The sequence below is a fragment of the Stenotrophomonas sp. TWI602 genome, assembly GCF_039674045.1.
GTDB lineage: Bacteria > Pseudomonadota > Gammaproteobacteria > Xanthomonadales > Xanthomonadaceae > Stenotrophomonas.
Genome location: NZ_JBDJMT010000033.1, coordinates 15,593 through 29,479 on the forward strand (window position 1 = coordinate 15,593; position 13,887 = coordinate 29,479).

At 65.4% G+C, this 13,887-nt stretch carries 11 protein-coding genes; 4 read left to right on the plus strand and 7 right to left on the minus strand.

Going from position 1 to position 13,887, the window contains the following annotated elements; genetic code table 11:
- The first annotated feature begins 2 nt into the window (after positions 1 to 2).
- Together ABE483_RS17890 and ABE483_RS17895 are read left to right on the plus strand one after the other, a co-directional pair.
- The gene (locus tag ABE483_RS17890; protein ID WP_346482136.1) at positions 3 to 1,259 is read left to right on the plus strand and encodes a DUF4105 domain-containing protein; all 1,257 of its coding nucleotides are present in this window, start codon (positions 3 to 5) and stop codon (positions 1,257 to 1,259) included.
- Between the two features lie 15 nt (positions 1,260 to 1,274).
- Entirely contained in the window at positions 1,275 to 2,273 is a 999-nt protein-coding gene (locus ABE483_RS17895) for a magnesium and cobalt transport protein CorA (protein ID WP_313217796.1), read from the plus strand.
- A gap of 130 nt (positions 2,274 to 2,403) precedes the next feature.
- Here the strand turns inward: ABE483_RS17895 and ABE483_RS17900 are convergent, their stop codons facing one another.
- The 7 genes from ABE483_RS17900 to ABE483_RS17930 all read right to left on the minus strand — a co-directional run bounded on the left by ABE483_RS17900 (position 2,404) and on the right by ABE483_RS17930 (position 10,242).
- Positions 2,404 to 3,768, minus strand: a complete 1,365-nt coding sequence (locus ABE483_RS17900; RefSeq protein ID WP_346482137.1) for an NAD-dependent succinate-semialdehyde dehydrogenase — start codon at positions 3,766 to 3,768, stop codon at positions 2,404 to 2,406.
- 75 nt (positions 3,769 to 3,843) lie between these two features.
- Complete coding sequence (locus ABE483_RS17905) at positions 3,844 to 4,689, minus strand: ABC transporter permease subunit (RefSeq protein ID WP_346482138.1); 846 nt, start codon at positions 4,687 to 4,689, stop codon at positions 3,844 to 3,846.
- Positions 4,686 to 5,597 (minus strand): ABC transporter permease subunit, encoded by a 912-nt coding sequence (locus ABE483_RS17910; protein WP_259260210.1) that lies wholly within the window; start codon positions 5,595 to 5,597, stop codon positions 4,686 to 4,688. The genes ABE483_RS17905 and ABE483_RS17910 overlap by 4 nt, the downstream gene beginning before the upstream one ends.
- The gene (potA, locus tag ABE483_RS17915) at positions 5,594 to 6,727 is read right to left on the minus strand and encodes a polyamine ABC transporter ATP-binding protein (protein ID WP_070426989.1); all 1,134 of its coding nucleotides are present in this window, start codon (positions 6,725 to 6,727) and stop codon (positions 5,594 to 5,596) included. The genes ABE483_RS17910 and potA overlap by 4 nt, the downstream gene beginning before the upstream one ends.
- A 124-nt stretch (positions 6,728 to 6,851) precedes the next feature.
- The gene (locus ABE483_RS17920) at positions 6,852 to 7,958 is read right to left on the minus strand and encodes a polyamine ABC transporter substrate-binding protein (RefSeq protein WP_346482139.1); all 1,107 of its coding nucleotides are present in this window, start codon (positions 7,956 to 7,958) and stop codon (positions 6,852 to 6,854) included.
- Between the two features lie 131 nt (positions 7,959 to 8,089).
- Entirely contained in the window at positions 8,090 to 9,487 is a 1,398-nt protein-coding gene (locus ABE483_RS17925) for a glutamine synthetase family protein (RefSeq protein WP_123728825.1), read from the minus strand.
- Positions 9,484 to 10,242, minus strand: coding sequence for a gamma-glutamyl-gamma-aminobutyrate hydrolase family protein (locus ABE483_RS17930; RefSeq protein ID WP_346464569.1), 759 nt, complete (start codon positions 10,240 to 10,242; stop codon positions 9,484 to 9,486). Before ABE483_RS17930 ends, ABE483_RS17925 begins: the two co-directional genes overlap by 4 nt.
- Positions 10,243 to 10,439: 197 nt before the next feature.
- Between ABE483_RS17930 and ABE483_RS17935 the strand changes: the two genes are divergently transcribed.
- Positions 10,440 to 11,726, plus strand: a complete 1,287-nt coding sequence (locus tag ABE483_RS17935) for an FAD-binding oxidoreductase (RefSeq protein WP_313211258.1) — start codon at positions 10,440 to 10,442, stop codon at positions 11,724 to 11,726.
- Positions 11,727 to 12,227: 501 nt separating this feature from the next.
- A complete protein-coding gene (locus ABE483_RS17940; RefSeq protein ID WP_346482140.1) occupies positions 12,228 to 13,790 on the plus strand; it encodes an MASE1 domain-containing protein in 1,563 nt (520 codons plus the stop codon).
- The last annotated feature ends 97 nt before the right edge of the window (positions 13,791 to 13,887 follow it).

The following is a 13,887-nucleotide window of genomic DNA, read 5'->3' on the forward strand; positions in this document are numbered from 1 at the left end:
CCATGCGGCCCCCTTTGAATCGGTGGTCGCTGTGCCGCCTGTTGTTCGTGTTGTCGCTGCTTGCGATGGCCAGCCTGCCCTTCGGGGCGCTGGCCGCGCAGGATGCCGTGCCTGCCACGGCCGCCCCGGCCCCTGCCGCCGAGGCGCCACGCATCGGCGTGGTCACCATGCAGCCGGGCGAGATCTTCTTCGAACGCTTCGGCCATGACGCGCTGGTCGTGGTCGATCCGGTCACCGGCGACGCCACCTCGTACAACTTCGGTTACTTCGACCCGAGCGAGTCCGATTTCATCGGCAACTTCGTGCGCGGCGACATGATGTATTACCTGGTCGCGCTGCCGCTCGGGCAGGACCTGTCGTACTACCAGGAGAGCGGCCGCGGTGCGAGCGTGCAGTGGCTGGATCTGACGCCCGCGCAGTCGCGCACCCTGGCCGCGTCGCTGGCCGAGCGCGCCAAGCCCGAGAACGCGCGCTACCACTACGATTACTACACCGCCAACTGCGCCACCATGGTCCGCGATGCGATCGACGGCGCGTTGGGAGGCGGGCTGCATTCGCAGCTGTCCGGGCGCTCGCGCGGCAACACCTACCGCAGTGAATCGGTGCGCCTGGCCTCGCCGTCGCCGTGGATGTGGCTGGGCTTCGATATCGGCCTGGGCCCGTTCGCCGACCAGCCGCTGTCGCGCTGGCAGGAAGCCTTCGTGCCGATGCGCCTGGCCGATGCGCTGCGCCAGGTGCGCAACAGCGAAGGTCGCCCGCTGGTGCAGGCCGAGCAGGAACTGCTGCCGCACCGGATCGCCCCGGAGCCGACCGAGTCCCCGCGCAGCTGGTGGCCGTGGCTGCTGTGCGGCCTGATCGCCGCTGCGGGTGTGGTTGCACTGCGCCGCCGGCGCCGGCTGCTGGGTGGCCTGGCGCTGCCGTTCTGGCTGTTCTGCGGCATTGGCGGCGCCCTGCTGACCTACCTGTGGGGCTTCAGTGCGCACCAGGCCGCCTGGGCCAACCGCAACCTGCTGCAGCTCTCGCCGCTGTGCCTGCTGCTCGTTCCCGCTGCGATCACCCTGCTGCGCGGCCGCGTGCCGCGCGCGTGGTTCCGGTTCGTGCTGTGGGCGGTCGCCGGCGTGTCGCTGCTCGGCCTGGTGCTGCATTGGCTGACCTTGCAGGCGCAGTACAACCTGCAGTGGATCGTGCTGTTGCTGCCCATCCACGTGGCGCTGGCATGGGTGCTGGGCCGCCGTGACCTGCCCGTCACGGGCCGCTGACGCACGATGCCCGCCATGGATACCGTCACACCTGAAAACCCCGCCTGCGTCATCAACTGCGTTCACTACGATGACCAGGGCAAGCGCCACGACATCGGCCTGGATGCGATCAGCGATGTGATCGCCAGCGACAACGGCTTCGTGTGGGTGGGGCTGTACGAACCCGACGACAGCGTGCTGCTGAAGCTGCAGGAAGAATTCGGCCTGCACTCGCTGGCCATCGAAGACGCCCGCAATGCGCATCAGCGGCCAAAGGTGGAGGCCTACGGCAATTCGCTGTTCGTGGTGGTCACGACCGCGCAGATGGTGGACGAGCGGATCCGCTACGGCGAGACCCACGCCTTCCTCGGCCCGCGCTTCCTGGTCACGGTGCGCCATGGCGCATCGCTGTCCTATGCCGCCCCGCGCGCCCGCGTGGAGCGCGAACCGGACCTGCTGCGCACGATGGGCCCGTCGTACTGCCTGTATGCGGTGCTGGATTTCGTGGTCGACAACTACCTGCCGATCACCCAGCGTTACCGCGACACGCTGGAGCTGCTGGAAAAGGACATCTTTTCCGACAACTACAAGCGCCAGACCGTGGTGCGCCTGTACGAGCTCAAACGCGAGCTCAACAAGATGCGCATGGCGGTCGCGCCGTTGCAGGACATGCTCTCGCAGATCAAGCGCTACCAGGGCGACCTGGTGCCGGACGAAGTGAAGCTCTACCTGCGCGACGTGCACGACCACGCGGTGCGGATCAGTGATGTGATCGACACCCTGCGCGAAATGCTGGGCACCGCGCTGAGCGTGAACCTGTCGCTGGTGACCCTGGCCCAGGGCGAGACGGTCAAGCGCCTGGGTGCCTGGGCGGCGCTGCTGGCCGCCCCGACCTTGATCACCAGCTGGTATGGCATGAACTTCACGAACATGCCCGAGCTTGACAAGCCGTGGGCTTACCCGGCGATGATCATCGGCGTCGGTGCGGTGTGCGTGGGGCTGTACCGCCTGTTCAAGCGCGCACGCTGGCTGTAGTAGCGACCGTTGGTCGCTACGGCGACGACCGTTGGTCGCTACGGCGACGACCGTTGGCCGCCATGGCGGGCGACCGTAAGCCACCACGGCGCGAGCCGACCAACGGTCGGCTCCTACCCGATCCGTGGCATCACGCCACGTAAACCGTCTTGATGTTCATGAACTCATGGATGCCATGCTCGGCCAGTTCACGACCGAAGCCGGATCTTTTGCTGCCGCCGAACGGCAGCCGGACGTCACTCTTGACGATGGCGTTGACGAAGGCGGCACCGCACTCCAGCTGCTGGGCGATGGCTTCGCCGCGCGCCGCATCGGTCGTCCACACGCTGCCGCCCAACCCGAAGGTGGTGTCGTTGGCCACGCGCAGCGCTTCGGCGTCATCGCGGACCCGCAGGATCGCGGCGGCCGGGCCGAACAGTTCTTCGTCGTAGGCCGGCATGCCGGGGGTGACGTTGTCCAGGATGGTCGCCGGATAGCCGGCATGCGAGCCCGCCACCGGCTCGCCTCCCAGCAGCAGCGTGGCGCCCTTGGCGATGCTGTCCTGCACCTGCTTGTGCAGCTCGTCGCGCAGGTCCGCGCGTGCCATCGGCGCCAGCGTGGTTTTCTCGTCCTGCGGATCCCCGTAGACGCGCTTGCCTGCAGCGGCGACGAACTTCTCCACGAACGCATCGGCGATCGCATCGACCACGATGAACCGCTTGGCCGCGATGCAGGTCTGCCCGCTGTTGTCGAAGCGTGACTTCACTGCTGCGGCCACCGTCTTCTCGAGATCGGCATCGTCCAGCACCACGAAGGCGTCGCTGCCGCCCAGTTCCATCACGCACTTCTTGAGCTGGTCACCGGCATTGGCCGCAATCGACCGCCCGGCGCGCTCGCTGCCGGTCAGTGTGACCGCCTTGACGCGCTTGTCGCGCAGCACCTCGGCGGCCTGGTCGTTGTCGATATGCAGCACGTCGAACACGCCCTCGGGCAGGCCGCCATCGCGGCACACCGCCAGGATCAGGTCCGCACATTGCGGCACGTTGCTGGCGTGCTTGAGCAGCGCCACATTGCCGGCCATGAACGCCGGCGCGAGGAAACGGAACACCTGCCAGATCGGGAAGTTCCATGGCATCACCGCGAACACGCAGCCGATCGGCTCGTAGCGCACGTAGCTGCGCTGGGCCTCGGTGTCGATCAGCTGCGGCTTCAGGTAATCGGCCGCGTGATCGGCGTAGAACTCACAGGCCTCGGCGCATTTCTCGATCTCGCCCAGCGCTTCCCCCTTGAGCTTGCCCATCTCGGTGGTCATCGCCTGCTGGATGTCACCCTTGCGCTGGCGCAGCTGGGCCGCGATGGCGCGCAGCATAGCCCCGCGCTCCTGCAGCGAACGCGCTGACCAGGCCGGAAACGCCTCGGCGGCAGCGGCCAGGCGCTGCTCGACCTCCGTGGCGGTGAGCAGTTCATGGCGATACGTGACCTGGCCGGTCGCGGGATTGATGATGTCAGCGGTCATCGCGGGTCTCCAAAAGTCAGACCCGCAGTGTGCGCCCCGCCCCGTGATCCGGATGTTGCCGGATCGGGATGACGTTCAGCCGGGGTCCTGCAGCGCCATCTGCATGTCGCGCTGGCGACGCTTCTCGGCGCGGGAGGTGATGTGCCAGCCCACCACGGCCGCAATCGACACCGCCAGCACCATCAAGGTGGCCAGGGCATTGATCTCCGGCTTGATGCCCATCCGCACGGAGGAGAACACCTTCATTGGCAGGGTGGTCGAGTTCGGGCCGGCCACGAAGCTGGCGATCACCACGTCATCCAGCGACAGCGTGAACGCCAGCAGCCAGCCGGCCACCAGCGCCGGGGCGATGATCGGCAGGGTGATCTGGAAGAACACCTTCAACCGGCTCGCGCCGAGATCCATCGCGGCCTCCTCCAGCGAGCGGTCCAGCTCCTGCAGTCGCGAGGACACCACCACCGTCACGAAGGACAGGGTGAAGGTGACGTGCGCGATCCAGATGCTGGTCACGCCGCGGCTGGGGAAGCCGGGAATGCCGCCCATCGCCACCAGCAGGGTCATCAGCGAGAAGCCCAGGATCACTTCGGGCATCACCAACGGTGCGGTGATCAACGCACCGAACAGGGTCTTGCCCGGGAAGCGGCGCATGCGGGTCATCACCATCGCGGCCATCGTGCCGAGCACGGTGGCCGCGCAGGCCGTCCAGAACGCGACCTTGAGGCTGATCCACAGCGCATCCAGGATCTGCCGGTTGTTGAACAGCTCGCCGTACCAGCGCGTGGAGAAGCCCGACCATACCGTGGCCAACTTGGAGGCGTTGAACGAGTACACCATCAACAACAGGATCGGCAGGTACAGGAAGGCGAAGCCCAGCCCGAGCAGGCTCCAGCCCAGCCAGCGGTTGCTGCGCACCATGCTCATGCCAGCTTTCCTTCCAGCTCGCGCTGCTGCATGCGGTTGAACAGCAGGATCGGCACCAGCAGCAGGGCCAGCATCACGATCGCCACCGCCGAGGCCGTGGGCCAGTCGCGGTTGTTGAAGAACTCGCCCCACAGCACGCGGCCGATCATCAGCGTATCCGGCCCGCCGAGCATTTCCGGAATCACGAACTCCCCTACCGCCGGGATCATCACCAGCATGCAGCCGGCGATGATGCCGGTGCGCGAGAGCGGCAATGTGATCCGCACGAAGGCCTGCCACGGCTTGGCGCCGAGGTCGTAGGCCGCTTCCAGCAGGCGGTTGTCCAGCTTCACCAGGTTGGCGTACAGCGGCAGCACCATGAACGGCAGGTAGCAGTAAACGATGCCGATGTAGGCGGCAGTCGGGGTGTACAGGATCTGCAGCGGCGCATCGATCAGGCCGAGCTTGAGCAGCAGCTGGTTGAGCAGGCCGTTGCGGTCCAGGATGCCGATCCAGGCATACACCCGGATCAGGAACGAGGTCCACGAGGGCAGCACCACCAGCATCATCGCCACGTTGCGCGCGGCCGGGCTCATCCGCGAGATCACGTACGCCATCGGGTAGCCGATCAGCAGCGTGAGCAGGGTCGAGATGACCGCGATCTTGATCGAGCTCAGGTACGCCAGCGCGTACTGGTTGTCCTTGACCAGGGCTGCGTAGCTGCCGAGGTTGAGCTTGAGCGAGAAGGCGCCATCCACGTACTCCAGCAGCCAGGTATACGGCGGCGAACCGACCTGGGTGCGCGCGAAGGAGATCATCAGGATGATCACGAACGGCACCGCGAAGAACAGCAGCAGCCACAGGTACGGCGCGGCGATCACGCCGGCGCGCGTGCCCGGGAGCCAGCGCTTCCAGCCGGTCGCGGTCATGAGGTCAGCACCACGCCATCATTGTCGCGCCAGTGCACCCAGACGGTGTCACCCCAGGTCAGGCCATCGCTGGCCCAGCGCTGGGAGTTGGCGAAATTGGACAGCACCTTGGCCCCGCTCGGCAGGCGCACATGGAACACCGAATGGCTGCCGAAGTAGGCGATCTCCTCGATCACGCCCTGGGCCTTGTTGGTATCCCCCGCCGGCTCGTCCTTGCCGATCATCACCTTTTCCGGGCGTAGTGCGAACGCCACCGGCTGGCCTTCGTAACCGGTGATCCCGTGGGCGACGTAGATCGGTGCGGGGAACAGCGGCGTGCGCACGGTGACGTACTCGGGCAGGTCCTCATCGAGCACGCCATCGAACAGGTTCACCGAGCCGATGAACTCGGCCACGAAGCGGTTGGCCGGCTGCTCGTAGATTTCATCCGGCTTGCCGACCTGCTGGATCCAGCCGGCATCCATGACCGCGATCCGGGTCGCCATGGTCATGGCTTCTTCCTGATCGTGGGTGACCATCACGCAGGTCACCCCGGTGGTCTCGATGATGTTGACCAGCTCCAGCTGCATCTGCGAGCGCAGCTTCTTGTCCAGCGCGCCCATCGGTTCATCCAGCAACAGCAGCTTGGGCCCTTTGGCCAGCGACCGCGCCAGCGCCACGCGCTGCTGCTGGCCACCGGAGAGCTGGTGCGGCTTGCGCTTGGCCAGCTTGCCCAGCTGCACCAGCTCCAGCATTTCGCCGACGCGGCGGTTGATCGCATCGCGCGCCATGCCGTCCTGCTTGAGGCCGAAGGCGATGTTCTGCTCGACCGTCATGTGCGGGAACAGCGCATAGGACTGGAACATCATGTTGATCGGGCGCTGGTACGGGGGCAGCGCGTTGATGCGCTGGCCGTCCAGGTCGATGGTCCCCTGGGTGGGGGTCTCGAAGCCGCCCAGGCAGCGCAGCAGCGTCGATTTGCCGCTGCCCGAGCCACCGAGCAGCGCGAAGATCTCGCCTTTGCGCACGTCCAGGGTGACGTCGTCGAGCGCGACGAAACCGTCGAACTCCTTGCGCAGCGCGCGGATGGACAGGTAGCCCGGTTCCAGGACCGGGAGGACCGCGCCTTCCGGCTTGGCTTCAAATGGCATGGTCAGCGGCTCCGGGAGCGGCGGCGGGACGGGGGGAGAGTGCCATTTTACCGGTGGTGGCCGCGTCATGTCCTACCCCCTGAAACGACGACGCCGGCACGGGGCCGGCGTCGCAGGGGGGCGGTCAGCGCCCGGTTTTCACCTCGGTCCACAACCGGGTGTAGAGCTTGTCCACCTCCGGCGTGTTGATCGAGTAGGTGAACATCTTCGCCGCCACATCGGCCGGCGGGTAGATGGTCGGGTCGGTGCGGATCGATTCGTCCACCAGCGGCGTGGCCGCGGTCACCGGGTTGGCGTAATGGATGAAGTTGGTGTTGGCCGCGGCGACCTTCGGGTCCAGCAGGTAGTTGATGAAGGCGTAGGCGGCCTCCGGGTGCTTGGCATCCTTGGGGATGGCCAGCATGTCGAACCACTGCGGGCCACCTTCGCGCGGGATCGAGTAGGCCACGGTCACGCCATTGGAAGCTTCAGCTGCACGGTCACGGGCCTGGATGATGTCACCGGACCAACCCACCACCAGGCAGGTGCCGCCGTTGGCCAGCGAGCCCACGTACTGCGAGGAGTGGAAGTTCTGCACGTACGGGCGGATGCTCTTGAGCAGCGCGGCCGCCTTCTCCAGCGTGGCCGGATCCTGGCTGTGCGGATCTTCGCCCAGGTAGTGCAGCGCGATCGGGATCATGTCCGAAGGCGTATCCAGGATGGTGATCCCGCAGTCCTTCATCTTGGCGATGTTTTCGGGCTTGAAGACCAGGTCCCAGCTGTTGGCGATGTCGGTGCTGCCACCGAAGCGCTGCTTGAGCAGCTCCACGTTGTAGCCGATGCCGGTGGTGCCGATCATGTACGGCACACCGTATTCGTTGCCCGGGTCCTGCTGCGCGATGCGCTTCATCACGTCCGGGTCGAGGTTGGCCAGGTTCGGGATCTTGCTCTTGTCCAGCGGCAGGAACACCCCGGCCTTGATCTGGCGGCCGAAGAAGTTCAGCGTCGGCACCACCACGTCGTAGCCGCTGTTGCCGGCCAACAGCTTGGTTTCGACCATCTCATCACTGTCGAACACGTCATAGGTCACCTTGGTGCCGGTGGCCTTTTCGAAGTTCGGGATGGTGTCTTCGGCGATGTAATCGCTGTAGTTGTAGACGTTCAGGACCTTGGCGTCGTCCTGCTTGTCACCGCCGCCACAGGCGGTCAGCACGGATACGGCAATGCCGAGGGTGAGGATTCGCAGCTTCATCGGACTCTCCACAGGTCAGGTGCGAGTTGGGGGGAACCGGCCGGACCGGCGCAACGGGTGCCAGCCTACCGGGCATGCCCCCATTTTCCCAGCACATGGCCCTCACGGCCATGCCGGATCCGGTGGCTCGGTCAGACGTTGAGCAGCAGGAACTCACGTTCCCAGGAGCTGATCACCCGGAAGAAGGTCTCGTATTCTTTGCGCTTGACCGACACATAGGCGCGGCAGAAGCGCTCGCCCAGCATTTCGCGCAGTTCCGGGCAGCCTTCCAGCCCGTCCAGCGCCTCGCCCAGCGAGCGCGGCAGGTCGTAGCCGAGTTCCTTGGCGCTGCCGCTGATCGGCGCGGTGGGGGAGCCCTGCTCGCGGATGCCGAGCAGGCCGGCGGCCAGGGTGGCAGCGATCGCCAGGTAGGGGTTGGCATCCGAGCCGGCAAACCGGCTTTCCACCCGCATGTTCTCTGGTGTATCCAGCGGCACGCGCAGCCCGCAGGTGCGGTTGTCGAAGCCCCAGTGCACGTTGCTCGGGGAGACCTCGCCGAACATCAGCCGGCGGTAGGAGTTCACGTTTGGCGCAAAGAACGCCATCGCCGCCGGCACGTACTTCTGCAGGCCGGCCAGGTAGTGCCCGAACAACGGGCTGAAATCCTCACCACCATGCTCGCCGGTGAACACGTTGCTGCCGTCGCTGATCCGCAGCAGGCTCTGGTGGATATGCATCGCACTGCCCGGCTCGTTCTCCATCGGCTTGGCCAGGAAGGTGGCGTAGATGCCATGGCGCATGGCCGACTCACGCATGGTGCGCTTGAACAGGAAGACCTGGTCGGCCAGATCCATCGCATTGGCGTGGGTGAAGTTGACCTCCAGCTGCGCCGCGCCGGATTCATGGATCAGCGTATCCACGTCCAGCTTCATCGCATCGCAGTAGTCGTACATCAGATCGAGGATCGGATCGAACTCGTTGACCGCATCGATCGAGTAGGACTGGCGCGCGGTTTCAGGACGCCCGGAGCGACCGGCCGGCGGCAGCAGCGGGAAGTCCGGGTCGGTGTTCTTCTGGACCAGGAAGAACTCCAGCTCCGGTGCCACCACCGGGCGCAGGCCCAGTTCGGCATAGGCATTGAGGACGCGCCGCAGCACGTTGCGCGGGGCCAGCTCATGCGGCTCACCGGTCTTGGTGAAACAGTCGTGGATGACCTGCGCGGTCGGATCGGTCGCCCACGGCACCATGCGGACGGTGTCGGCATCCGGGCGCAGGATCATGTCCGAATCCGACGGTGAGGTCAGCTCGTAGTAATCGTCCGGGAACTCGCCGGTGACCGTCGTGGCGAAGATACCCTCCGGCAGGCGGGTGCCGTAATCGTGCGAGAACTTGTCGGCCGGAATGATCTTGCCGCGCGCGTTGCCGGTGATGTCCGGCACCAGGCACTCCACCTCGGTGATGCGCCGGTCCTTGAGCCAGCGCAGCAGCGTGCTCTCCTGCGGAACAGGCTTGGGGGCGGCGGCTTTGCGCGAACGCGTTCGGGTGGTCATGACCGGTCTGCTGTAAGAGAGTTGCGGCGACAAGCATCGCCGAAAGCGTGAAAAATGCTGTGATAGAACGAATTGTCGGCCACCCGCCACTCCGGATGCCACTGCACCCCGAGCACGAAACGATGCGCGGTACTGCGGGCGGCTTCTATCAGGCCATCCTCAGCAACGGCCTCGATCTGCAGGCCCTCGGCCAAGCGATCGATGCCCTGCCCGTGCACGGAATTGACCCGTGCCGTGGGCGCGCCGGCCCAGCCGGCCAGCCAACCGCCCTCACACAGGTGCACCGCATGCGCCGGCCCATATTGCACCGCCACCGGCGCCTCCGGGTCTTCACGATGATCGTTCATGCCCGGCACCGCGTGCACGCGCGGGTGCAGACTGCCACCGAGCGCGACGTTCAATTCCTGGAAACCCCGACAGATCGCCAGCACAGGCAGGTCGCGGGCCAGCGCCTCCTGCAACAGGGAGAGCGCGTTCGCATCGCGCGCCGGATCATGGCGGTTGCCGGGCCAGCTCGGCGGCCCGGCATACAGATGCGGTTCGATATTGCTCACCGCGCCGGTCAGCAGCAGGCCCTGCAGGCGGTCCAGCCAATGCGTGGCCGGCAACGGCGGCTGCAGGCTGGGCAGCAGCACCGGGGTGACACCGGCCGCCTCGGCCAGCGCGCGGACGTACTTCTCACCCGCCGCCGCGAAGGGATGATGGCCCAGCATCGTGCTGTCGGTGGGCAGTCCGACCCAAGGGGGCGAGACCATGCGTCATGCTCGGATGACCTGCAGCCACGTTACCCCCGTGCGCAGACCTCGCGCAACACAGCGCCGCATCGGCGGTGCGCGCCCCCCTCACACGCCTGCGGCAGTAGCTGCGACAGACTGACCCCTGTCCCGCGCGCCGGTTGCTGGCATCCTTTGTCCATGATTGTTGTCCTGTCCTCTCCCAGCCGGTGCCCGGCATGACGGCTGCCGGCGAGGCGCATGCACCCAGCTGGTACGCCGACAGCGTGCCGGGCGCGCCGCTACGTGAACCGCTGACGGGCGATCTGAGCGCCGACGTGTGCGTGCTGGGCGCCGGCTACACCGGCCTGTCCGCCGCCCTGACCCTGGCCGAGCGCGGTTATCGCGTCGTGCTGCTGGAGGCGCACCGCGTGGGCTGGGGGGCGTCCGGCCGCAACGGTGGCCAGGCGATCGTCGGCTACGGCTGCGAAGTGGATACGCTCGAGCATCTGGTGGGCGCTGAAGACGCGCGGGCGCTGTTCGAATTCTCGCGCGATGGCATGCGCCTGCTGCGTGACCGCATCGTCCGCCACCAGATCGAGTGCGATTGGCGCGACGGCCATGCCAGCGTGCCGATCAAACCCCGCCAGGAGCGCATGCTGCGCGCCGGGCTGATCGATCTGGCCCAGCGCTACGACTATCCGCTGCAATGGTGGGACCGCACGCAGCTGCGCGGGCAGTTGGACAGCCCCCGCTATCGCGGGGCGATGTTCGATCCCCATAGCGGCCACCTGCATCCGCTGGCCTACGCGCAGGGCCTGGCCCGTGCCGCGGAGGCGGCCGGCGCGGTGATCCACGAGCAGTCCCCGGTCCTGCAGCTGATCCGCGGGCCCCGGCCGCAGCTGCGCACCGCGCACGGCACGGTCAGCGCCGACCACGTGGTGATCGCCGGCAATGCCTGGCTGGAGGGCATCGCGCCGGAGCTGGAATCGCGGATCATGCCGGTCGGCACCTATATCGGTGCCAGTGCGGTCCTTGGGCAAGCACGGGCGCAATCGCTGATCCGCAATGACATGGCCGTGGCCGACGTCAGCTGGGCACTGGACTACTTCCGCCTCAGCCGCGATCACCGCCTGCTGTTCGGCGGCCAGGCCAGCTACTCCGCCCTGCCCCCGCCCGGCCTGCGCGGTGTGATGACCCGGCGCATGCGCGCGGTGTTCCCGCAGCTGGCCGACGTGGAGCTGGAGTACGTGTGGGGCGGCTATGTGGATATCACCCGCAACCGCGCCCCGCACTGGGGCCGACTGACCCCGAATGTCTATTTCGCGCAGGGCTTCTCGGGCCACGGTGTTGCCGCAGCGGGCCTGGCGGGCCAGGTGCTGGCCGAAGCCATCGCCGGCCAGGCGGAGCGCCTGGATGTATTCGAACGCATTCCGCACCGCCCCTTCCCCGGCGGGCGCATGCTGCGAACCCCGCTGCTGGTTGCGGCGATGTCCTGGTACAAGCTGCGGGATGCGTTGTGGTGAGGGCGCAAGGGGCGTTCGGCGACCACGGGTAAAGTGAGACATGGTGCGACATCTGAAAGCGGTCGCTCCGTTTCCCGGCAGCGCCAGACCGGGAGTGCCAGCAGATGGCATGAGAGCGCATCTCCTGCTGCGCACGCCGCGCGTCACAGCGCAACGATGTGTGGAGAATGCGTCATATCAAGGCCTGCAGTGGCAGAGATGGGCACGCCTCGAACACGGGACGTCATCTGTGTATCCGCGGCGCAACTCGACTGCGGGCCGTACGACGAGCGTGAAGAGTTTCCTAAGAAAATGAGATATGTGTCACGCCCATGGCCCCGACCCATGCCCGCGCGTGAATCCATACGCTGCGCGCGCCATCGCGCCGGACCACTTGCGCAATTGCATAATCCGGCGCGTGTATATACCGTCCAATCTGATCGCGGCATTGATACACAGGGATGTTGACGGCACGAACAGGGGGAGCCGGTGCGAGGAGAATGGTGGAAAAATGGACTTCAGTTGAATCTGCGCATCGAGCCGATCGGGCTTGTCCTTGCCGTCATCTATGCCCTTGCCTGTTGGGGCGCACGCAAGCTGTCCCTCGACCAGTTCTACCTGCCTGCCGGCATACGCGTGGCTGCACTGCTGCTCTGTCCACCACGACTGTGGCCCTATCTGTTCCTGGGTGAGTACGCCTACTTCGCGCAGATGCGTTACCCGATGGTGGAGAAGTACGGGCTGGCGTGGGTCATTCTCGCCTCCGTCTCGCTGATGCCCACGGTGGCAACGATCGTGCGACTGCATCGCAAAATGGTGATCGCCACCACGCAGGCTTGGTTGCTCTCGGTTGGCGCAGCATCAGCCGTAGCCGTCACCTCGTTGAACCTGGTTTTGATGCACTTGCTTTGGCCGACTCCAGATGTCCCCCTCCTTACGGGCGCGGCGCGCTACATGGTGGGCGACTTCATCGGCATTCTGACGGTCGTCCCTCTTGCCCTGCTATGGGCAAGTAGGCGCACGGAACTTGCATGGACAGGCCGTCTCCTGACGCCGAGCATCGCCGCACTGGCACTGATGATATTGACCGGGATCGCTTCAGCGCTCGTTCCTGCAGAGTCCGCCACGGTCAAGAGCAGCCTGCAATTGTTGATGGCGCTACCGGCGATAGCGCTTACCTGTCTTCTTGGTTGGCGTGGGGCGGCAATTGCCGTGCCGTCACTCAACCTCATCATTGGGCTTACGACGCCAAAACCGTATCCACTGGCATTTGATGCGACAACGTTTACGACGCAGATGATCATGGCCATTGCGAGTATCGCGCTGCTTTTGTTCGGCTCACGCATTACGCACTATTATCATCGCTATCAGATTCGTGATGACGGCGAGAGAAACGCCCTAAAACTGGCGCGCAATTCACACATGGCCAGTGAAAAAGGTCTACGAGAACGTGCACTTCATCTCAGGAAGCTTGGCGATGGCATCGAGGTATCGCTTAAAGAGGTGGTGACCTGGCTGAAACTGCAGGGTCACCATGAGATAGCAAACGGGCTGATGAACACTGCAACGTTGCATTCACAGCAGTTCCGCACACAGGCAAGCATGGTCTATCCAACGGCATTGGATCAGTTGGGCCTCTACGTTGCACTGCAAGCCGGCGGCGTCCGTGAATGCTGGGACCAGAGCAACCGGGTGACTCGGCCTCGCTTGGAAGGCGACCCTTGCATGTTGAGTACAGGCCTTCAGCTCGCGGCCTATCGTGCGCTCACTGAAGCGGTACCCCTGCTTTTGGAGCATGAGTTTGGACAGATAATGGTCCGCGCCCGCTGCGGGGGTTTCGGGTCGCAACGGGGAATCCTTTTAGTGGTAGCACTGCTTGATTCAGCCCAGCCGTTGTCCGAGACAACCGTCGCCATGGTGGATGAGCATCTGGCAGGCCTGCCTCTTGCTTACGGCGGCTTTGTACACTGCCGCCGCAACCGCATCAGGATAGTGCTCACGGAGGCAGCCGCGCGCTCCCCCGCCAGAGCGACAGACATGCCGCGGCAAAACTGGGTGCGGGAAAGCATCCGATCTGGACAATAGATCCTTTCGGTGCCCTCCAAAGTGCGTTTTAGGGGGGGGGCCCCACAAAAAGGAACACAAAAAAACACGCTGAAAAAAAATAAAAAAAAAAAGAGAG

What these genes read in the sequence shown, in the direction of transcription:
- ABE483_RS17890 (WP_346482136.1), top strand. Translation starts at nt 3, where the DNA reads ATGCGGCCCCCTTTGAATCGGTGGTCGCTGTGCCGCCTGTTGTTCGTG.
- ABE483_RS17895 (WP_313217796.1), top strand. Translation starts at nt 1,275, where the DNA reads ATGGATACCGTCACACCTGAAAACCCCGCCTGCGTCATCAACTGCGTT.
- ABE483_RS17900 (WP_346482137.1), bottom strand. Translation starts at nt 3,768, where the DNA reads ATGACCGCTGACATCATCAATCCCGCGACCGGCCAGGTCACGTATCGC.
- ABE483_RS17905 (WP_346482138.1), bottom strand. Translation starts at nt 4,689, where the DNA reads ATGAGCATGGTGCGCAGCAACCGCTGGCTGGGCTGGAGCCTGCTCGGG.
- ABE483_RS17910 (WP_259260210.1), bottom strand. Translation starts at nt 5,597, where the DNA reads ATGACCGCGACCGGCTGGAAGCGCTGGCTCCCGGGCACGCGCGCCGGC.
- potA (WP_070426989.1), bottom strand. Translation starts at nt 6,727, where the DNA reads ATGCCATTTGAAGCCAAGCCGGAAGGCGCGGTCCTCCCGGTCCTGGAA.
- ABE483_RS17920 (WP_346482139.1), bottom strand. Translation starts at nt 7,958, where the DNA reads ATGAAGCTGCGAATCCTCACCCTCGGCATTGCCGTATCCGTGCTGACC.
- ABE483_RS17925 (WP_123728825.1), bottom strand. Translation starts at nt 9,487, where the DNA reads ATGACCACCCGAACGCGTTCGCGCAAAGCCGCCGCCCCCAAGCCTGTT.
- ABE483_RS17930 (WP_346464569.1), bottom strand. Translation starts at nt 10,242, where the DNA reads ATGGTCTCGCCCCCTTGGGTCGGACTGCCCACCGACAGCACGATGCTG.
- ABE483_RS17935 (WP_313211258.1), top strand. Translation starts at nt 10,440, where the DNA reads ATGACGGCTGCCGGCGAGGCGCATGCACCCAGCTGGTACGCCGACAGC.